General features: G+C 41.5%; 17 protein-coding genes. 7 read left to right on the forward strand and 10 right to left on the reverse strand.

Annotation, left to right across the window (positions count from 1 at the left end; all coding sequences use genetic code 11):
* Positions 1 to 225: 225 nt before the first annotated feature.
* From BMW53_RS07115 to BMW53_RS07130, 5 genes are all read right to left on the reverse strand, one after another.
* Positions 226 to 741 (reverse strand): OmpH/Skp family outer membrane protein, encoded by a 516-nt coding sequence (locus BMW53_RS07115; RefSeq protein WP_038557050.1) that lies wholly within the window; start codon positions 739 to 741, stop codon positions 226 to 228.
* 434 nt (positions 742 to 1175) lie between these two features.
* Complete coding sequence (locus BMW53_RS20745; RefSeq protein ID WP_139178052.1) at positions 1176 to 1400, reverse strand: hypothetical protein; 225 nt, start codon at positions 1398 to 1400, stop codon at positions 1176 to 1178.
* Positions 1357 to 2067, reverse strand: a complete 711-nt coding sequence (locus BMW53_RS07120) for a LolA family protein (protein WP_038557055.1) — start codon at positions 2065 to 2067, stop codon at positions 1357 to 1359. Before BMW53_RS07120 ends, BMW53_RS20745 begins: the two co-directional genes overlap by 44 nt.
* A gap of 176 nt (positions 2068 to 2243) precedes the next feature.
* Complete coding sequence (locus tag BMW53_RS07125) at positions 2244 to 2912, reverse strand: ferredoxin--NADP reductase (protein WP_038557057.1); 669 nt, start codon at positions 2910 to 2912, stop codon at positions 2244 to 2246.
* Positions 2913 to 2956: 44 nt separating this feature from the next.
* A complete protein-coding gene (locus tag BMW53_RS07130; protein ID WP_051567686.1) occupies positions 2957 to 4057 on the reverse strand; it encodes an Sb-PDE family phosphodiesterase in 1101 nt (366 codons plus the stop codon).
* Positions 4058 to 4251: 194 nt separating this feature from the next.
* Between BMW53_RS07130 and BMW53_RS07135 the strand changes: the two genes are divergently transcribed.
* The 3 genes from BMW53_RS07135 to nagB all read left to right on the forward strand — a co-directional run bounded on the left by BMW53_RS07135 (position 4252) and on the right by nagB (position 8666).
* Complete coding sequence (locus BMW53_RS07135; RefSeq protein WP_051567687.1) at positions 4252 to 5469, forward strand: ROK family transcriptional regulator; 1218 nt, start codon at positions 4252 to 4254, stop codon at positions 5467 to 5469.
* A gap of 97 nt (positions 5470 to 5566) precedes the next feature.
* Positions 5567 to 7873, forward strand: a complete 2307-nt coding sequence (locus BMW53_RS07140; protein ID WP_038557061.1) for a glucosamine-6-phosphate isomerase — start codon at positions 5567 to 5569, stop codon at positions 7871 to 7873.
* A gap of 13 nt (positions 7874 to 7886) precedes the next feature.
* Positions 7887 to 8666, forward strand: coding sequence for a glucosamine-6-phosphate deaminase (gene nagB / locus BMW53_RS07145; RefSeq protein WP_038557063.1), 780 nt, complete (start codon positions 7887 to 7889; stop codon positions 8664 to 8666).
* Between the two features lie 283 nt (positions 8667 to 8949).
* On the opposite strand, the gene BMW53_RS07155 is transcribed toward nagB, so the two are convergent.
* From BMW53_RS07155 to yidD, 4 genes are all read right to left on the reverse strand, one after another.
* Entirely contained in the window at positions 8950 to 9759 is an 810-nt protein-coding gene (locus BMW53_RS07155) for a metal ABC transporter permease (protein WP_038557067.1), read from the reverse strand.
* Position 9760: 1 nt separating this feature from the next.
* Complete coding sequence (locus BMW53_RS07160; protein ID WP_038557069.1) at positions 9761 to 10507, reverse strand: metal ABC transporter ATP-binding protein; 747 nt, start codon at positions 10505 to 10507, stop codon at positions 9761 to 9763.
* Complete coding sequence (locus BMW53_RS07165; protein WP_051567688.1) at positions 10507 to 11382, reverse strand: metal ABC transporter solute-binding protein, Zn/Mn family; 876 nt, start codon at positions 11380 to 11382, stop codon at positions 10507 to 10509. The genes BMW53_RS07160 and BMW53_RS07165 overlap by 1 nt, the downstream gene beginning before the upstream one ends.
* Positions 11383 to 11462: 80 nt before the next feature.
* The gene (gene yidD, locus BMW53_RS07170; protein WP_139178053.1) at positions 11463 to 11732 is read right to left on the reverse strand and encodes a membrane protein insertion efficiency factor YidD; all 270 of its coding nucleotides are present in this window, start codon (positions 11730 to 11732) and stop codon (positions 11463 to 11465) included.
* 209 nt (positions 11733 to 11941) lie between these two features.
* Here yidD and BMW53_RS07175 point away from each other — a divergent pair, with 209 nt between their 5' ends.
* Positions 11942 to 12919 (forward strand): ROK family protein, encoded by a 978-nt coding sequence (locus BMW53_RS07175; protein ID WP_038557071.1) that lies wholly within the window; start codon positions 11942 to 11944, stop codon positions 12917 to 12919.
* A 75-nt stretch (positions 12920 to 12994) separates the two neighbouring features.
* Here the strand turns inward: BMW53_RS07175 and BMW53_RS07180 are convergent, their stop codons facing one another.
* Positions 12995 to 14188 carry a helix-turn-helix domain-containing protein gene (locus BMW53_RS07180; RefSeq protein ID WP_081804790.1) on the reverse strand — a complete coding sequence of 398 codons (1194 nt, stop codon included), beginning with the start codon at positions 14186 to 14188 and terminating at the stop codon, positions 12995 to 12997.
* 577 nt (positions 14189 to 14765) lie between these two features.
* Between BMW53_RS07180 and BMW53_RS07190 the strand changes: the two genes are divergently transcribed.
* The 3 genes from BMW53_RS07190 to BMW53_RS07200 form a co-directional block, all read left to right on the forward strand.
* The gene (locus tag BMW53_RS07190; RefSeq protein ID WP_038557079.1) at positions 14766 to 15815 is read left to right on the forward strand and encodes a hypothetical protein; all 1050 of its coding nucleotides are present in this window, start codon (positions 14766 to 14768) and stop codon (positions 15813 to 15815) included.
* A gap of 109 nt (positions 15816 to 15924) precedes the next feature.
* A complete protein-coding gene (locus BMW53_RS07195) occupies positions 15925 to 16980 on the forward strand; it encodes a hypothetical protein (protein WP_038557082.1) in 1056 nt (351 codons plus the stop codon).
* A 30-nt stretch (positions 16981 to 17010) separates the two neighbouring features.
* The coding region (locus BMW53_RS07200) for a LamG-like jellyroll fold domain-containing protein (RefSeq protein WP_217642903.1) at positions 17011 to 20591 on the forward strand (3581 nt) is incomplete at its 3' end.

Consider the following 20591-nt stretch of genomic DNA (forward strand, 5'->3'; position numbering starts at 1 on the left):
CATAAATTTAAAGATTATGTTACTCAAATTTGGCTGCTATTATTGAAATTTAAAAGGGCAACTTATCGAACGGTTAGTTTGGTTTATTTAACGGAAGGAAAAAGGATAAAGGATGATTGATGAAAAGTTAATTTCACGCAAAGGCGCAAAGGTTTCGCAAAGCACGCTAAATGATTTGATTGCGATCTTCACGCTTCTCCCAATCTTTGCGTGAACAAATTAAATTTATTCTCCTTTTATCGCCTTCAAAACCGCTGGTGTTAAATCCTCGCTTTCGGGCGAGATATAGGCCACGTTCCCGGCACTTACATCGAGCACATAGGTAAAGTTTTGTGCACCGGCAATGTTGCTGATTTCCTGGTTAATTTGCTTGTACAGGGGCTGAATGAGTTCCATGTTGCGGTTTTGCAACTGCTGTTGTGCAGTTTGGTTGTATGCTTGTATTTTTTGCGATTGCTCTAAAATTTCATTTTGCCGGGTTTGCTTTACAAAATCGGAATACCCATCACTTTCGGCTTCAAACTTTTCAATGGCAGCTTCATGCTCGGCAATCATTTCCTCGTAAATCTCCTGCATATCTTTTGATTCCTGCTCTATAATCGATTGAAGACTATCGAGCATCGGGTGTTTTTGTACCAGCTCCTGAATATTTACATGCCCGATTTTTAATGTACTTTGGGCGTTTGCAACCGTAGCAATGAAGAGGATTACAACGGCAGACAACAGAAATTTTATTTTCATAGTCTATAATTTAAGATTTTGAGCAAAGATGATTGAATTATTGCCCCAATACAGCTAAAAGAAGTTAAACCTGTTTGGCTTATTCGTTAACAAACCAAAAGAGTTGGAGCCGATTCTTAAATTATGTTTCTATTCTTAAAATTTTTACACAAAAAACATTCATGATTTATGGAATCACCAACAGGGATGAAAGTGAGGCCTAACGACAGCATTTCATAAAAAAATCAGATTACAAGGCGCATACAGCAATTGTGCGTTGAATAACTGATTATTTGCGCCTTTGATTTACTTCTCATCAACCCCGGGTTTCACCCGAGGTTAGTTACATTTTATCCCTTCGGGATATTGAATTGGAATACCAAGTTAAGACGACTTTATTGGCCAGCTATGTCGGAATTGCAAATTCTTCATGACGCTAAAAGCGTCTAATGTTATTAACCCGGTGCGTAGCGCTGGGATGAAATGACCAAAGCGAAATCGTCCGGCGAAGAAAGCAGATCGAAGCCAGACGGTGCTTCCGGACGAAATACAAAAGGCAATACACCTAAAAAGATGGGGACTTTCAGAAAAAAGGGCGGAAAACCGCCCTTCAACATTTCTTTATGTAGTTCAATATTAATTCGCTGGCTTTTCAAAAAGAGCATCGTCAAGTGGTTCATCTATTTTAATTTCATCCATAACCAACGACTGTTTACCCATTGGCATTTCAATCTCAATTTTATGAGCCATTTTAATGCCTTGTACGTCTTTGTACTCTACCATTTTAGTTACAATATCTATCGATTGCCCCATGGCTTCAGCTGTCGTTTCTACTTTCGAAACCATATAATCGTCGGCATTAATATAGTAGGATTGAACCGCTCCATCCTTGTCGGTTAGTTTCAGCTTATAGGCTTCGGTGCCATCAACATCAACTTTACCCAGCAATTCGATGTTACTGCCTTTTTCTTTGTAGTTGTAAAGGGCGCCTTCCATATCGGCCTGATTCATTGCTTGTTTTAACTGGTCGCCTTCCAGCTCCTGAACACCGGCTCCCATCATTGGGTTAACCATCCATCCGTTTTCGCCATTAAAAGCGCTGGTGGTTTTTTGCCCCATCATTTCCACATCTACCCTGAATTTATTCGGTTTTTTCACTTTAATTTCCATGGGGATTTCCATTCCCATCATAATCACTTTGGCTTTAACATTGAATGTTTTTACATCGGCCATTTTATCCATACCATTGGCTTTGTAGTAATTATCCAATACTTTGTCGAGCGATTGTGCTTGTGTGCTGATTAATGCAAAAAGCATTACGGCGGCTAATAAAAAGGTACGTTTCATTCGTTTGTGTTTTTAAGTTTTTAAAGGTAATCCATGGAACTCGCATTAAACTACTCACTCTTAAAAAAGAAGTATTTCGTATGCTCGTTTCATTTTGAATCTATTTGTATAAAATTAAGTGCCAAGAATTAATACTACTAAAATACAAATATTACATTCGGATTCAAATAGGGGTATTAAAAATAAATTTCGGCAATAATATTGGCATAATCCACACCTTTTTCAATCAGCATATCGCGCACTTCTACAACCATCAGCGCCTTTCCGCAGAGGTAATATTTTACATCCGGCAATTCAGTCAGGCTCTCCAGGTAATCGGTAACCCTTCCGGGAAAAACATCGCACGATTGTTCCTGCGAACAGCAACGTATATATTTTTCCCCCAGCGACCATTCCAGTTCATCCTCGAAATAAAACTGGTTTAACTGCCGCACCCCGTGAATTAGGGTTTTATTCGCTGAAATTCCCGACCGGTACATGGCATAGAAAGGCGCAATTCCGGTTCCGGTGGCAATCCACCAGGCCGGCTCATTGGTTCCTAAAAAACTTCCGTACGGTTCCGACACGTATAAGGTATCTCCCGGAATCATGGCTGCCATTTTAGGGGTTAAAAAACCATCGTCTTTAATGTTAAACAGGATCCGGATCTCGTCTTCCTGATTACCGCTGCAAATGCTGTAAATACGCGGCGCATGTTCGGTATCCACACCTATTTTCACCACTTGTCCGGGCAAAAATTCAGCATTCCGCTGAAACGAAATTACATGTACGCCAGGTGAAATCTCTTCGTTATTGGTTATTAACTGTTTAACTAATTGAGGTTCTTTTTTTGTTTTTGCTGACATTTAAATCCAAATAGAAAATTACAGCATCGTAACAAACCTTACAACTAATTGTTTCGGAAAGTGAATGTTACTACAAGCGGATCATCAACACCGGTAAGCAAATTATTTACCCGGTAATACACATCCAGACTTCCGCTATTTGCCACCTCATCCGAATTACCGCTCAAACTCAGCGCCGAAACATGATGCGCTTTAAGCGTAATCGTTTCAGGCGCATCGAAACCCACACCCGGCTGAACCAGCTCCAACTCGTAATCTACATCCGAATTATTGGTGATTTTTACCACCTTCGATTCCTTGTTTTTTAGTTTTAGTGGCGTTTTCTTAAATTCCAACGACTGGAAAAAAAGCGGCTCCAGGAATTCAGAACGCCCCACAATCGTATTGTCAAAATAAACAGCAGTACGCCCATCGAACAGGGCTTCTTTAATTCCACCAATGGTACGGCTTTTGGCAAAAACAAGGGTTAATGGCCGGTGTCCGTCGTTCACATCCATTGGCCCGTGCACATCGGAATTTCCCAGCATGGTTAGCATTTTTTCGTTGGCCCAATCCAAAGCCTCCGGGCAAAACTCCCAGTTATAAACTTCAATTCCGTGTAACATATCATTCTCGAAAAAATAGGAATGTTCGTCCCACCACAATACAGAGTCGGGTTGCTGGGCATCCCAGCACGGGTGATTCCACATAAGAAATGCACCCTGATCGCGCGCCTCTTTTACAGCGTCCTGCACATCATCCAGTTCCAGCAAATTGGCATTTGTTATAAACAAGGCATTAAAGTGCCCCGGCGGCATGCTGCGTGTAATCTCCGCGCCTTTAATCAGTAGTATATCTGATTGATCGGCCAATGGTTTTGCCAAATCGTACGAGCGGTTATGGTCGGCCACCACATCAATCGAATGCGGACGATATTCGATATGATCGGTAATTGAAATGGCATCCAAACCCTCGTTCCAGGCCTCTTCAATACGAACCGTTGGCCAAACCGTTCCGTCAGAAAATACGGTGTGCATGTGTAAATCGCACTTTAGTGTTTGGTAACCACTAATATTCGGAATATTAATAATTCGTCGTGACTGTGCATAAAGTAACCCACTGCTAACAACGAGCAATACAATTATAAATCCAAATTTTTTCATCATGCCGGAAGATTTTAGGTCAATATATCTGATTATAAATATCACCGAAAGTAATTAACATTCAAATATTATCATATTAATTTTTTATGAATTGTAAATGAATGGTTAAATTTAGGAAAATTAACACACTCTTTTTAATATTTTTAAAAAGAAGCTTGTTTCATATTTAAAATATTCTGATTTTTGCATTCACAGTTATGGAAAAACTATTTAAAACTACAGGAAATCAAAGTCAGGCAGTTGAGCTCAAAAAGATTGCCCAGAAAAAGCAGATTCTGCGTTCAATCTATTTTAACGGCCCGCTATCAAATTCCGACCTTGCCCGCCAAATTAAATTAAGCACACCAAAAATAAACAGCTTACTACTCGAGCTAATTGAAGATCAACTAGTAACTGAGTTGGGACGCGGCGATTCGAGTGGTGGCCGGCGCCCGAATATTTACGGATTGATTGAAAACGGTTTTTATGTAGTTGGAATAACCATAAATGTAGCCCGTACCATTATTTCCATTTTTAACAGCTGCAACCAGGAGGTTAGCGGCCCGCATTATTTCCCCATAAAAATGTCGTCGGACATTAACATTTTTAACCAGGTAAATGCAGAGCTTGAGAAGGTTATAAAAGACAGCAATATCGATCGTGAAAAGATACTGGTGGCCGGACTTGAATTACCGGGTTTAATCAATCAAAAAGAAGGGATTAACCAAACGTATTTCCCGGAAGAAAAAGACCTGTTTTCGAAACTGCAGAAGATATTCGGAATACCGGTTTTTATTAGCCACGATGCCAAACTGCGCACTTTTGCCGAACAGTATTTTGGGTTGGCAAAAGGCAAGAAAAACGTATTGATGCTGCAAGCCGACTGGGGTTTAGGACTGGGTATTATTATTAACGGGAGATTGTACACCGGAAAATCGGGTTACTCGGGCGAATTCGGACACCTCCCACTGGCCGATAACGGCGTACTTTGTGTGTGCGGGAAACAAGGGTGTTTAGAAACCATAGTATCGGCCAACGCCATTGCCCGGCAAGCGCGCGAGGGAATTGAGCAAGGCCATTCTTCGCTGATAAAAGAACTGGTAAAAGACGATTTAAACAAAATAGATATTTCTACCGTTATTCAGGCTGCCAACTCCGGCGATCAGTTTGCCATTTCGCTATTCTCTGAAGTGGGGAAATGGCTGGGACGAGGAATGGCTTATCTGATTCAGATTTTTAACCCTGAATTGATCATTATTGGTGGACAAGTTGCCGTGGCCAGTCAGTTTATCCTGGCGCCTATACAACAAGCCATTCATACATTTAGTAACCGCGATATAAGCAACGAAACCCAAATTCTGTTTTCGGAACTGGGAACCAAAGCAGGAACTATGGGAGCAGCAGCCTATGCGCTGGAAAGAATCTCAAAAAAATAAACGATGAAACGAGCATGTAAAATATTACATCCAAGAGGAATATTAAAATACGTGCGAGTTTCATACTATACCGCTAAAAACAAACAATTTTAAGAGTATGAAAGTCAGTTTTACAAAGGTTGAAGAAGCATTTTTCGAAGAAACAAAGTCAAAGAAAGTTTCGACCAGAATTCCGTATATCACCACTGAAAGTTTCCCAAAACTGGGGCTGCTTTCGGCATTAAGTTTTTTAGAGTGGGCGAGTAAAAACCCCAATGGTGTAGTTAGTTTACCAACAGGGAAAACGGCGCAGTATTTTCTGGATTTTACCCATCTTTTGCTTGATAACTGGAATAACAAGAAAGGAAAAGACTTTTTGGAGAAATATGGTTTGGCCGATGTAAAAAAGCCCGAGCTGGGCGAACTCTCCTTTGTACAAATGGGCGAATTTTTCCCTATTAATCCCGAGCAACACAACAGCCTTTACAATTACGCACAAAAACAATACATTGAAGGTTTAGGCTTTAAAAAAGAAAATGCCCTGCTTATTAATTCAGAAGAAATTAAACTGGCAGAAGGCAAACATTATTCCGAGATATTTCCGGATTTTAAAATCGATCTGTCGTTGCGTTATCGCGAAGCAAAAACACACCAGGAACAGTTGCAACAAGAATCGATTTTTAAAATCGATAACTGGTGTACAGCCTACGAAAGTAAAATTCGCAAAAAAGGCGGGATCGGCTTTTTCCTCAGCGGCATTGGCCCCGATGGGCTGATCGCTTTCAACACACGCGGATCTGATCATTTCTCATCAACACGCTTAACCGAAACAAACTTTGAAACACAAGCCATAACAGCTGCCGATTTGGGTGGAATTGAGGTATCGAAAAACCGCCTGGTTATTACCATTGGCTTGGGTACACTTACTTTTAATCCGGATAACAAAGCCATTGTTTATGCTGCCGGCGAAGCGATTGCCGACACCATAAAAGCTTCGCTGGAAAACGAACCGAGTGTTACGTATCCGGCAACGGCACTGCAAAAATTGAAGAATGCCCGCTTTTACCTTACCGAAGGAGCAGCAGTTACACTGAAAGACAGTATTGAAGCTTACTACACCGGCTCTCCGTGGAACCATCAGAAAACAGAAAGAGCGGTCATTGAACTCTGTAAAAAAATAAACAAGTTCGGCTCGAAACTGGATTTGGAAGACCTGAAAGCCGACAAATACTGTAGTATGATTCCTGATCTGAATGAAAACACCGTTCAGTCGGTAATCGATTCCATTTTAGCGAAACTGCAAAAAGGAATGCAAAAAGAGGTGAACCAGACCTACTACCACACCGGTCCTCACCACGACGATATTATGCTTGGCATTATGCCAGCAACCAACCGCCAATCGCGCGATGCCAGCAACGAACTGCATTTTTCGGTAGCTACATCGGGTTTTACTGCGGTTACCAATACCTTTTTGTACGACCTGCTTGTAGAAACAAAAGACCTGATGAATCAGGGGAAAATTGAAATGATCAACTTCCCCGACTTCTTTAAAGACGGTTATAAATACAAGTGGGACAAAGACATTTACCACTACCTCGACAACATTGCAGCGCAGGATGAAGAAGAAAAACGCCGTGGTGTTTGCCACCGCGTAATTCGTGCCCTTGTTTCTATTTGGAAAATTAAAAACGAGGAAGAACTTCGTGAGACGATTTTTGAGATCCTTACCAGCCTGAGAAATACTTACGACGGTGGAAAAAATCCACCAAAAATTCAGAAGCTGAAAGGAATGATCCGCGAGTTTGAAGAGGAACTGGTTTGGGCACACTATGGTATTATGGTGAAAAACGTTCACCACCTGCGTTTGGGCTTTTACTCGGGCGAATCGAACTACGACAAAGACATTCTTCCAATTCTGGAGGACTTTAGAAAATATAAGCCAACAGTTATTAGTTTGGCCATGGATCCGCAGGGAAGCGGTCCCGATACGCACTACAAAGTGCTGATGGCCATTGCAAAGGCAGTTGAAGACTGGAGCAAGGAAGAAGACCTGAGCAAACTGCGAATTGTGGGTTACCGCAATGTGTGGTTCAAATACAACCCGTGGGATGTTGAAGTAATCGTTCCGGTTTCGTTGAACTCGCTGGCAACACTCGACAAATCATTCTCGGAGTGTTACATAACACAGGTTAATGCATCGTTCCCAAGTTACCAGTTGGATGGTAAATTCAGCGACCTTACACAACGCGTTTGGTTCGATCAGCACAAACAAATACAGTTGTTGTTGGGTAAAAACTTCTTTTACCAAAACGAATCGCCACTGTTACGTGCTACACACGGTGTAATTTACCACCGCGAATTAACCGTTGAGCAATTCCTTGAAGAAGCCCAGAAACTGGGAAAAGCAATGGAAAATATACTTTAAAAACCAGAATATAATGAAACTAGTAATTCATAATAACTACGACGAATTAAGCATTTGGGCTGCCAACCATATTGCCGAAAGAATTAGTGATTTTGCGCCAACGGCAGAAAAACCATTTGTGCTGGGTTTACCAACCGGATCAACACCGCTGGGAACCTACAACGCTTTGATCGACTTGTACCAGCAAGGAAAAGTATCGTTTAAAAACGTGGTTACTTTTAACATGGACGAATACGTGGGCATTTCCGAAGACCATCCGGAAAGCTACCACAGTTTTATGTTCGAGAACTTTTTTAATCACATCGATATTCCAAAAGAGAACATCAATATTCTTGACGGAAACGCAGCCGACCTCAACGCTGAATGCGAGCGTTACGAAGCTAAAATTGAATCGTACGGAGGCATTGAGTTGTTTATGGGCGGAATGGGCGCTGATGGTCACCTGGCATTTAATATTCCGGGATCGTCGATTCAATCGCGCACCCGTTTGGTCGATCTGAACTACGACACCATTATGGCCAACTCGCGTTTCTTCGATAACGACTTAAATCAGGTGCCAAAACAGGCTTTAACAGTTGGTGTGCAAACTGTGCTCGACTCGAAAGAAGTGTTGGTTTTGGTAAACGGATACAAAAAAGCCCGCGCACTGCAAAATGTAGTGGAAAATGGTATTAACCACATGTGGACTTTGTCGGCACTGCAAATGCACCCAAATGGCATTATTGTTTGCGACGAAGATGCCACAATGGAACTAAAAGTTGGAACGGTAAAGTATTTTAAGGAATCAGTTTAAACAACCGGATCTCGATAAAATAAAACTGCCCGCCTGATGATTCAGAGCGGGCAGTTGTTTTTATATGCTTTTCTGTAGATTGCTACGAAATTCACTATCTACGTCCCTGCAGATCTTTTCTTCACCGCCTTTATCACCACTTCCTGTTCGCACTGCGGGCAAATATAAATTTCGCATCCGGTGCAGGCAAAACAATTGCTGCACATGCGCGGAACATCGAGATTCGAAAACTGAAAATTGCAGTTTGGGCAGGTGTATATTTTCTCCTTTTTCGGCGCAAACATTACACAAATGACTTAACCAAACGAAGTAGTCCGAAAATAACAACCAGCGTAAAAATAATAGCAGCTCCCGAAGGAATATTCAGAAAGTAAGAAATAAACAAACCGGCAATTGTACCCACAAAAGCAAACAACGACGAATACACCAGCAGGCGTTTAAAATCGTTGGTGAATAAATTGGCTGTGGCCTGCGGTATGGTCAGTAACGACAAAATAAGAATGATGCCCACTACCCTGATATTCAACACAACAGTTAGTGCAATTAACACCATTATGAGGTAGTTGAACAAAGCCACCGGCAAACCAGCAGTACGCGCAAACTCTTCGTCGAAAGCGATGTAAAGAATTTTACGCAAAAATACGGCAAAGAATAGTACAATTACCGTGTTCAGCATAAACATCCACCAAAGCTCGGAAGTAGTTACTGTAAGAATATTGCCAAACAGGTAACTCATCAGGTTTGGCGTGTAGCCGGGTGTGAGGAAAACAAAAATAATGCCCAGCGCCATTCCCAGCGACCACCATATAGCAATGGAAGAATCTTCGCGAATTTCGGCCACTTTGGTAAAAAACTGAATGCCTAAAGCCGACAAAACAGCAAAAAGAACTGCTCCCAGCAAAGGGTTAAATCCCAGGAAAAAAGCCAGGCCGATTCCGCCAAACGAAGCATGCGTTATTCCGCCACTAATAAACACAATGCGACGCGAAACAATGTATGCGCCGATAATTCCGCACGAGATACTGGCAAACACGGCGGCCAAAAATGCTTTCTGAAAAAAATCGTATGAAAATAGTTCTAGTATTGCGCTCATATTACTGATGATGGTGCTTTAAAACGGTATGCGGGATTTCGCCATGCGAAATAATCTGAATCGGGCAGTTATAGTTGGCCAGCTGCTCCTGCGAAATTACGTTGCTCGGGTGATAATGCAGGTACTTATTTACACAGGCGATAGATTTTACGCAGCTGGTAATAGTTCCCACATCGTGCGAAACCAAAAGAATGGCAAGCTCTTCATTCAGCTTCTCCAACTTTTCGTAAAGTTCGCCTTCAAAACGATTATCCACAAAAGTATCCGGCTCGTCGAGGATAAGCAGTTTCGGATCGCTCAGCAAGGCCCGACATAAAAACACCCGTTGCATTTGCCCGCCCGACAGTTCGCCAATGGCTTTGTTACGAATACCGATAACACCCATTTCTTCGAGCAATGCTTCGGCTTTATCTTTTGCTATACTCTTCGCGTTTTGGCGATTTTGCATAATGCCTCCCGAAAGTACCACATCGAAAACAGTAATCGGGAATTTCCGGTCGATGTGCCGTACCTGTGGCAAGTAGCCAATTGGTTTTTTACGGCCACTCATTTCTTTCGAGAAATGTATTTTCCCTGATTCCGGTTTCTTCAATCCCAAAATGGCTTTTAGCAAAGTTGTTTTACCTCCTCCGTTGGGCCCGATAACGCCCAGAAAATCATTCTCATGAATTTCGAGATTGACATTTTCCAGCACCGGCACCTTATCGTAAGCCACCGACAGATTTTCTATTTTAATTAACGGATCCATTAAAAATTATCAATCAGAGTTTGAGTCATGCTTCTCAGGTTTTCTTCCCACTCGGGATTAAGCGGCCACACCTGAACAATTTGGCCACCAATTTCATCGGCAAAAACACGTGCGTGCTCCCGATCAAATTCACTTTGAATGTAAACCACTTTTATGCCTTCTGCTTTGGCAATATCAACCACTTCGCGCAGATGTTGCGGCGTAGGTTCTTTTCCTCCGCTTTCGAGCGAGTACTGCTCCAAACCATATTCGCGGGCAAAGTACGAAAGGCTCGGGTGAAAAACGATAAATTTTCGCCCGGCGTAATCTTTCAGTTGATTTTTAAGATCGCTATTCAACTGGTCGCATTCCTCTGCAAAACGCATATAATTGCGCTGATAATCAGCAGCCTTTTCAGGTTTTAGCGCCGAAAGTTCGTCGAGGATTACCTTTGCCATTTGTTTTACCATTGTTGGCGAAAGCCACACATGCGGATCAACACCATCAATATGAACATGGTCGCCGTGTTGCTCCATTTTGTCGGCAATTAAATCCAGTCCTTCCGAAATATTTACCACCTTCATTTTGGTGTTGGCCTGCTCAATTTTATCGGCCCATGAATGTTCGAAACCAATGTAACCAATACGAAACCAAATGGCCGAACGCGAAATATCTTTCAACTGCGAGGGTAAAAGCGTATAGGCTGCCGGGCTCGATCCGGGCGGAATAAGCAGGTTTACTTCAAAATCATCGCCTGCAATTTTCTCTACAAAGGTTTTTTGGGGTAAAATACTCACTGTTACAACGTCGGCCGCGGCACTTTTATCTGCTTTCTTTTGGTTCCCGCACGATGCAAACAAAGTAGCCAAAACCAATAAAAGGATGGTTCTTTTCATTAATGTATTTTTTAGTGTCTCATTTTAACAATGTTCCACAAATTTAGTTTTATGTTTTGGAATAAATAAACGGAATCGTTCTAAAACTTTTTCGCCCCCGGTTCTTTAGGCGGAACGGGGTCGTAACCATGCGTTCCCCACGGATGACATTTTGAAAGTCGCCTGACTGTTAATACAAATCCCTTAAACGGACCATGAATCTTTATGGCCTTTACCGCATATTCCGAACACGTAGGAATATGCCGGCACGATGCCGGAGTAAGTGGCGATATTCCGTATCGGTAAATATAAATCGGAATCAATAGTATCCACCCCAAAAACTTCAAAATTGCTTTACCAACTGTTCTCATAATCTGCACAGCGGACAAAGGTACGATTAAAATTCATCGTTGTTTTGTGATCTGAATTTCAGATTCATCTTAAAAAACGTTAAAGCTTAACTGAATTCAAAATAAATAGCTATAAACCTATGCCCACACCCCCGCCAATTGCATAATATTTTTAATTTTGCTAACACACAGAAAAAACAGACAAAATCTAAATTAATAAACATAATAAAATGAAGAAAGTAGCAATTGGAGTTGATATTGGCGGAACAAATACTGCCATTGGCGTTGTTGACGCTGACGGAAATGTGATGGTAAAAGACAATATTTCGACACCTTCACATGGCGATATCGACCAATACATCTCAGATTTGGCAGCGGCCATTAAAGAACTGATCAAATCAGTTAAGTTATTGAATGAAAATTTAGAAGTTTTCGGTATAGGAATTGGCGCTCCAAACGGTAATTACTACAGCGGAACAATTGAATATGCTCCAAACCTTTCGTTTAAAGGAGTGGTTCGTTTGGTAGAACTACTTCGTGCACATTTCCCTGACATGGAAGCACTTGCGCTTACAAACGACGCAAATGCGGCAGCCATTGGTGAAATGATTTACGGTGGTGCCAAAGACATGAAAAACTTTGTAATGTTCACACTTGGTACCGGCGTGGGTAGTGGTATTGTTGTAAACGGCGACCTGGTTTATGGTCACGATGGTTTTGCAGGCGAATGTGGCCACACTACATTAATTCCCGGCGGACGTTTGTGCGGATGTACTGCACTGGGCCACTTAGAAGCTTATTGTTCGGCTCCCGGAATGAAACGTACTGCTTTTGAATTGATGGTTCAGTACAATGCTACCGACAGTATTTTGGCCGACAAATCGTTTAACGAGTTGGACTCGAAAATGATTTACGACGCTGCTGAAAAAGGCGATAAAATTGCGTTGGAAGTATTTGAAAAAACCGGTGCATGGTTAGGACAAGGTTTGGCCGACACGGTTCACCACCTGAGCCCTGAAGCAGTATTCCTGTTTGGCGGACCAACTGCTGCCGGCGATTACATTTTTAAACCAACTAAAAAACACATGGAAAAACACTTGCTTCCTATTTTTAAAGAAAAGATCAAGATTCTTCCATCGGAGTTGAAACCTGGCGACGCTGCCATTGTTGGAGCTAGCGCACTGGCCTGGAAAGAGCTGGAAAAATAAAAACAACATAACACTTATAAATAAAAACAGGAGCCGGGCGGTTCCTGTTTTTTATTTGACAATTGGTATTATAATTTACAAAACCTTCCCCTTCGGGGGAGTCGGAGAGGACTTTTTCGCCTGCACTATTTTGCTCCTGTAGCGTCCGGGGGTCACTCCCACAGTTTGCTTAAATACCCTGATGAAGGTATTTAACGACCCAAAGCCAACCAACTCGGCAACTGATTCGAGAGAACGGCAATCGTAAGCTGGGTCAGCAAGCAATTCTTTCGCCTCATCAACCCGGTAATTATTTACAAAATCGCTAAAAGAGCATAAAAACTCATTGTTGATAAGGTTGGATACATATGTACGGTTTGTTGATAATTCTTTCGATACCTGTGTAATTTTAAGCTCCATGTTCCGGTAAGGTTTTTGTTCAGCAAAAAGTTCCAGCAACTTTCTTTTTAACTTATCCTGGTTAAATACTTTATTGCTGCTTATTTCTGCATCCATGTTTTCTTCTACCAGAAAATCAACTACTGTATGGTTTTGCATATAGCCCTGCAAGCCTATAAAAAATAATAAAATACTAAAAATACTGGAAGGGATAAACAGTATAACAGTCGAATCCATAAATTGCGTTCTTCCAATAATCGTAAAGATAATACTCATGCCCGAGGTTAATACCAGCGAGTACAATAGTGTTTTTACCCAAAGAATGGTTCTGTTGTTAAGGTTAGAATAAAAGTTTGCAATTTTTGAATTGTAACGTAGTATAAGATTTCGCCCATGGATAAGGAAGAAAAAAACCTGGATAATAAAAATTATTCGTCCGCTTACATAAAAAATCTCCTGAAGCAATACCGCAAAAGAACCGGATTGAAAACCCTGCTTTTTTAGAAGAAAAGAAGTTAGGTAATAATCTTGTTCGGCAGAAGTCATAAGCAAATAAGCGCCAACAGAACAACAAAATAAAATGGCAGCAGGAAGAAGCATGCGCAGGTTATACCACTTGTAAGCTGTTTCTATTGAAAGGAGTTTTATATACCAATAGTAAAGGGGGTAAACCGACAAAGAAACAAAAGTGTAAACAGGATCCATCCACAAATAGGCCTTAAACAACCCTTTAAAAAAAATGGCATGGCATAAATACAATAAAAAAGCTGCCAACATAAAAAAGCCAAGAAAATGCTTGGCCCGGTTGTTTTTACTATTGGGGATAAGCAATACGATACACCAGAAAAAAGTAACATACATAGGAGTATAAACTACCAAATCTCTAAGCATCTGTTTCAGTTTTTTTACAAAAATAAATATTTAAGCCATGTTCAAATTGTAACTTTAACAATTAGTTTTCAAACTATTGGTCATTGGTCACTGGCCATTGGTTATTGATTATTGGTTATTGATTATTGTATCTTTCATTATTGGTCACTGGCCATTGGTTGACAAAGTTTTTTTGAACTCCCGCCCCGGCTTGTTTCCGGAGAACTTTTCCCTTTCCTTTCTTCACCATTCTGCAACCTTAAATCTTCATTCTTCATTCAATCTGTTTTCCTAATCCCGCTTAATTGTACCTTATGGGTAATGCTTTTACAATATAGGTATTAATGTTTTTATCCTGAATATAACTTTGTTTAAAACCTGTTTAAGAAATGATAAATACTTGTATCGAAAGTGCCGCCACCAGGTTCTGCCAATTATTTTTTATCCTCAGCTTAAACAAAACACAAAGATTATCCCCAAATACCGGGATTAATACCTGTATGGTAATTCTTTCGGGGCGAAAACAATTTAACAAACCGGGTAAACTGGCATAATAAATACCGAAATAAAAACAAACCAAAAATTAAAAATTATAAAAATGAAAAAGCTTTACTTTTTACCGTTCCTGTTTTTGGCAATAACAACATTTGCCCAAAAACAATTTGTAGTACAAAATGGTACTGCACAAACTTTCGACGAAATTAACGCAGCCATTGAAGCCGCTTCTGCAGGAGATACCATCTACCTGCCGGGAGGTGGTTTTTCTATTTCAGCACAGGTTGATAAAACCCTGCACTGGCGCGGAGTTGGACACTATCCTGATTCAACAAGCGCCACCGGCTTTACCCAAATTCTGGGTTCGCCAACTTTTAGCGGAAACTGCGACAACAGCACTTTTGAGGGTATCTTCTTCCAATCGAGTGTAACCTTTGGTTCTAACGACAATGAATGCACTGGAGTAATAATAAAACGCTGCCGAGTAAATAGTACCCTGACTTTAAGAACTACTACTGATGTAAGCAGTGGCTATCCGAATTTAAATGTCCAGGTTTTTGAATCGGTTTTGGCTCATATTGATGCCAATAATGGAATGAATATTCGTTTTGAGAAGAATCTAATATTTGGCCTGATGTACGATTTTTATCAGTCTTCCTTTAATCACAACTCGTTTAATGTAAATCACAGTAGTATGGTTAGAAACTGTAAGAATTGCCAGTTTACTAATAATGTTTTCTCTTATCACGCTACTTTTGATGGTGGCACAACTAATTGTAATTTTGAGAATAATATCTTTCAACAGTCCGGCATGCCCTTCAATTCTACCACATCAACTTTTACTAGTTCAGGTAATATATATAACACAGGATTAGGGTTATATGTAAGCATAGTTGGAAACAACTACACCTTTGATTATGCAAATGATTATAACTTAAATGATATAACCGGCACTGCCGAAGACGGAACAACCGGTGTAAGCATCAAAAACTCAGGAATCGACGGAACCGATCCGGGCGTTTACGGAACTTCGCTTCCTTATAAAGAAGGCGCTGTTCCTTATGCGCCGCACATTCAATCGGCCAATATCGTTAACGATGCAGTTAATGGCGAACTGGGCGTACAAATTAAAGTAGTCGCACAGGAACGCTAAAACAGAAAGAAGCCCAAAGTGGAAAAAGAAGGCTGTTTTCTCCCCCAAGGGGGAAATGACGAAGGCAGAGGGGGCTTATTCATATGAAATAATTTAAATACAGAAAATCATGAAAAAAATAATTATACTTCCGTTCTTATTCCTTGCAACTTTAAGTTGGGGACAAGCGCAATTTGTGGTACAGAACGGAACCAAAACCGAGGTATACAACAACATTAATACTGCTATTACAAATGCAGTGGCCGGAGATACGCTATATATTCCAGGAGGAGGCTTTACCATAACAAACACTACCATCGATAAAACCCTGCACTGGGTGGGTCATGGCCATTATCCTTCCGAAACCGGGGCAACTATGCAAACCCGAATAAATTCAGCACTCAATTTCACCGGAAATTGCGATAACAGTTCATTTGAAGGAATATTTTTCACTTCCGAAGTTTCGTTTGGCAGTGCTGACAATGAAGCCGAAAATATTCTGATGAAGCGATGCCGGGTATTAAGTAATCTATCTTTAAGAACGGTTACAACCGGTAATCCCGACCTCAATTTTCAAATTAGCGAATGTGTTCTTTACACACTATTTGGGAACTATGGTATTAACTGTCTCATCGAAAAATCCCTAATCTTCAACCGTATCCATTATTTTGTGCAATCCCAATTTTCACACAACAGTATAAATGTTAGCTCATCAAATCGAGTTATCTATTTGTGTACAAGTTGTATTTTTGTTGATAATGTATTTGGATATGAAGGAGGCCTGTACAATTCATTTAGTTGTGTAATAAACAACAATGTATTTGCCGGAAGTTTACCCTTTACGCCAGTAACGGATATAAATGGGAACGATGGTTTTAACAACATTTATAATGTTGGCTCCGCGAATGTTTACAGTGATGTTTCGCAGAGTGTAAATCCTTACACTTTCGCTTACGAAAACGATTACACTCTGAAGGGTGGTTCAACAGGCACAGATCAAAGCGGAGCCTCCGGTATAAGTATTTCGGGCACTGCTACCGATGGCACCAACGCCGGAATTTACGGAACTGCAACACCTTACAAAACCATCCCGTACTACCCGCACATCAACACCGCAAACATTGCCACCCAGGCCGTGAACAACGAACTGGGAATAGATATTAATGCGGAGGCACAAAGCCGCTAATCGCCCGGTTTAAACTAAAAAGAAATAAACATGAGACGATTAATATATTTACTCATTTGGCTGTTGCTGCCTGCGTGGTTGTCGGCACAAACCAATATTACACAAGTTGAGTATTGGTACGACAGCGACTACGCCACAGCCAACCGGCAAACGGTATCGGGTTCATCTGTGAATTATACCGATTTGTTAGATGTTAGTTCCTTTGAGCCGGGTTTGCACACTGTTACCTTTCGCTTTCAGGACGACAGAGGTGTGTGGGGCTCGGTACTCACAAAGTTCTTTACTTATTACCCTAACACATCGCCCGGTATCAACCTGGTTACTGATGTGGAATACTGGTTTGATGGTAATTACTCCACCACAATTGAAACATCATTAACTTCGGGAGCTTCTGCCGATTGGAATACTTTGCTCGATGTAACTTCCCTGAATAACGGTTTGCACACGGTAAGCTTCCGTTTTAAAGACAACCGTGGGATTTGGGGCTCACCGCTTATCCGTTTCTTTAAAAAAGAAGCCTCAACTGGGCTGCAACAAATTGTGGCGTTGGAATACTGGTTTAACAACGATTATGCCAACAAAAAGTCGGATAGTTTTGCTGCAACAGCTTTGCTCAATATTAACGAAATGCTCGATGTTTCCTCATTGGGAATTGGTTTTCATTTTGTGAATTTCCGGATGAAAGACAAAAGTGGAAAATGGGGGCCGGTTGCTTCATGGTTCTTCACCAAAGAAAACCACGAAACATTGCCCCAACTGCACCAAATAACAAGCCTGGAATATTGGTACGACGGCGATTATTCAAACCTTCAAACCAGCTCGGTTCCGACAACTTCTATAATGACATTAGATACCGATTTCGATGTTTCCGGTTTAACAGACGGATTGCATTATGTTAGTACCCGTTTTCGCGACGAAGCCGGAAACTGGAGCCCTGCCTACTCAAAATTCTTTGCCAAATACCCGGATGAGAACGGAGTTGATTTGCATGAAATTACCGAACTTCAATATTGGTACAACGGCGATTATTCCACTGTTTATACCGGCACGGCACCTTCAGCTTCTCAACTTAATTTGAATACTTTGCTGAATGCTACAGCTTTAAACGATGGGCTACACCAGGTAAGTATCCGTTTTAAAGATGAAAGCGGAAAATGGAGCCCTGCATTCAGCCGGTTCTTTGCTAAATACCCGATTGAATCAGCAGCCAATATGCACAACCTGGTGGCCGTGGAATACTGGATTGACGGCGATAATTCAGGCGCAGAAAGAACATCCATAACACCGGGTGCAGAATATGTGCTGAACACCCAACTCAATGTTTCGGCGCTGGCCGATGGCTTGCATCTTATAACCTATCGTTTTCAGGATGAAACCGGCGTTTGGAGCCCCGCTTATTCAGAGCTTTTCAGTAAATACAAAGATGAAGTAATTGCTACCGGAAATAAAATTACGGGCTACCGTTACTGGGCAGACAACCAGATTGGTTCAGCCATTGAAACTACCTTGGCAACACCGGTAAAATTACTGGATATAGACAAATTAATCGATGTTTCGTCGTTGCCGGGCGGCACACACGATATTTCTTTCCAGTTCCGCGACTCAAGCGGGCAATGGAGCAGCGCTTATACCGAACCGTACACCCAGGATTATAATCCACGCGGTACAATAACAGTCGGCACCGATCCGGCCTGTACCCAAAGCCTGGTAACATTTACAGCTGAAACCATAGACGTAGACAGCATTTACTGGGATTTTGGAGATGCTACGGCAGTTATTGGGCATACCACTGCCGAAGAGGCTTATCATACTTACTCAAATGCAGGTGACTATTCAATTTCTGCCATACTGAAACAAAACAGTAGTGGAAATTCCAGCACCATTTATACCAGCATTACCGTAAATCAGAGCTACGGGGTTTCAGTAGTAGCGCCGAAGAATTTAATTGCGTATTATCCACTTGATGGAGATGCTGTTGACGCCGGGACTTTTGGGCACGATGGAACTGTTTTCGAAGCCCTGCCAACTTCCGACCGCAACGGGAATGCCAACCAGGCCTTTTATTTCGATGGTATAAACGATTATATCGATTTAGGCGATTGGGAGAACGGTGGTGCCATGTCTTTCACCTTCTGGGCACGGTGGGATGCGTTTAATAATTATTCACGCATTATTGACCTGGGTAACGGCTCATCGAGCAACAACATCATTGTTGCCAATTATCAAACCGGAAGCAACATTTTCTTTTCAACCTATAACAACAGTACTGAAATTAAATATTATACCCCGGCCCTTACTTTGGGGCAGTGGGATTATTTTGCAGCAACCATTGACGACCAGGGTGAAATAAAAGTGTATAAAAACGGTGCATTTATTGGCAATAAAACCAATGCAAATGTTCCCAATATTTTGACCCGAACCGCACAATACATCGGGAAAAGTAATTTTTCAGCAGATGGTTATTTTAAAGGTGCAATCGACGAACTGAAAATTTACAACAAAGCGCTTTCTGCTGAAGAAATCCAACTTGATTACGAGGGAACAGAGGGCAGTAATCTTCCGCCGGTTGAAGCCGAAATTTGTGCTAATGAAATACCTTATAATTTTGGCTCACAATTACTCAGCGCTAGTGGAACTTATTACGCAAACTTCCCTGCGGTGACCGGTTGCGACAGTATCGTTCAATTAAATTTAACCATACACCCGGTGTACGCATCGTCGGACATGCCTGATCCGACGAACCTTATTGCTTATTACCCTTTTTATGGAAATGCTCTTGATGAAAGCGGAAACGGGCACAACGGCATAGCCAACGGAGCTACCCTGGTCGAAGACCGGAACGGGAATGCCAACAGCGCTTATTTGTTCGATGGCAACGATGGAATCGATGTACCACATTCAGATGGACTAAATAGGACAGGAGAACTCAGCGTTTCGTGCTGGATTAAACCAACTGTACTTCAAAATGCAATGATATTTGGAAAATCCAATTACACTTCAGCAACCAATTATTTGTTGAGGGTACAGTCTGACGGCAATATTCAATGGGAATACAACGGTTTTCTAAATACCACTACCAAGCCTTTGCAAGCCAACAACTGGTATCACATTGTGGTAACTGCCGATAATCCGGGAGCACACAGAAAGGTTTATGTCAACGGGCAATTAATTGCCGAAACAACCACCTCTTCCGGGCCTTTTGGCAGTGTTACAAATCCACTTACATTTGGCTATGCAAGCCGGGGGGCAGAATATTTCCAGGGAGCTATCGACGATGTCAGGTTCTACAATAAAGAATTGACCGATGCCGAAATAACAGCCTTATTCCGGGAATCGGATTTGATAGTAGAAAAAGAAATCTGTTCTACAGAAACGCCTTACATTTTCGGGACACAGCAATTAACAACAAGCGGTATCTACACCGAAACTTTCCAAAGCCAATATGGTTGTGACAGTACTGTTACTATTAACCTGCTTGTTAACCCATCGTACAGCATAAGCCTGACAGATTCAGTTTGCGAAAGCGAATTGCCTTATATTTTCGGAAGCCAGTCAATTTCAGCGCCCGGACAGTATAAAGAAACGCTGAAAACGGTTGAAGGCTGCGACAG

The sequence above is a fragment of the Draconibacterium orientale genome (genome assembly GCF_900111425.1).
Classification (GTDB): Bacteria; Bacteroidota; Bacteroidia; order Bacteroidales; family Prolixibacteraceae; genus Draconibacterium; species Draconibacterium orientale.

Bases quoted from the DNA above. Each gene is read 5' to 3' on its own strand.
- BMW53_RS07195 (WP_038557082.1), top strand. From the start codon at position 15,925: ATGAAAAAAATAATTATACTTCCGTTCTTATTCCTTGCAACTTTAAGT.
- BMW53_RS07165 (WP_051567688.1), bottom strand. From the start codon at position 11,382: ATGAAAAGAACCATCCTTTTATTGGTTTTGGCTACTTTGTTTGCATCG.
- BMW53_RS20745 (WP_139178052.1), bottom strand. From the start codon at position 1,400: ATGAACCACTTGACGATGCTCTTTTTGAAAAGCCAGCGAATTAATATT.
- BMW53_RS07130 (WP_051567686.1), bottom strand. From the start codon at position 4,057: ATGATGAAAAAATTTGGATTTATAATTGTATTGCTCGTTGTTAGCAGT.
- BMW53_RS07115 (WP_038557050.1), bottom strand. From the start codon at position 741: ATGAAAATAAAATTTCTGTTGTCTGCCGTTGTAATCCTCTTCATTGCT.
- BMW53_RS07160 (WP_038557069.1), bottom strand. From the start codon at position 10,507: ATGGATCCGTTAATTAAAATAGAAAATCTGTCGGTGGCTTACGATAAG.
- yidD (WP_139178053.1), bottom strand. From the start codon at position 11,732: ATGAGAACAGTTGGTAAAGCAATTTTGAAGTTTTTGGGGTGGATACTA.
- BMW53_RS07175 (WP_038557071.1), top strand. From the start codon at position 11,942: ATGAAGAAAGTAGCAATTGGAGTTGATATTGGCGGAACAAATACTGCC.
- BMW53_RS07190 (WP_038557079.1), top strand. From the start codon at position 14,766: ATGAAAAAGCTTTACTTTTTACCGTTCCTGTTTTTGGCAATAACAACA.
- BMW53_RS07155 (WP_038557067.1), bottom strand. From the start codon at position 9,759: ATGAGCGCAATACTAGAACTATTTTCATACGATTTTTTTCAGAAAGCA.
- BMW53_RS07180 (WP_081804790.1), bottom strand. From the start codon at position 14,188: ATGCTTAGAGATTTGGTAGTTTATACTCCTATGTATGTTACTTTTTTC.
- BMW53_RS07125 (WP_038557057.1), bottom strand. From the start codon at position 2,912: ATGTCAGCAAAAACAAAAAAAGAACCTCAATTAGTTAAACAGTTAATA.
- BMW53_RS07135 (WP_051567687.1), top strand. From the start codon at position 4,252: ATGGAAAAACTATTTAAAACTACAGGAAATCAAAGTCAGGCAGTTGAG.
- BMW53_RS07120 (WP_038557055.1), bottom strand. From the start codon at position 2,067: ATGAAACGTACCTTTTTATTAGCCGCCGTAATGCTTTTTGCATTAATC.
- BMW53_RS07140 (WP_038557061.1), top strand. From the start codon at position 5,567: ATGAAAGTCAGTTTTACAAAGGTTGAAGAAGCATTTTTCGAAGAAACA.
- nagB (WP_038557063.1), top strand. From the start codon at position 7,887: ATGAAACTAGTAATTCATAATAACTACGACGAATTAAGCATTTGGGCT.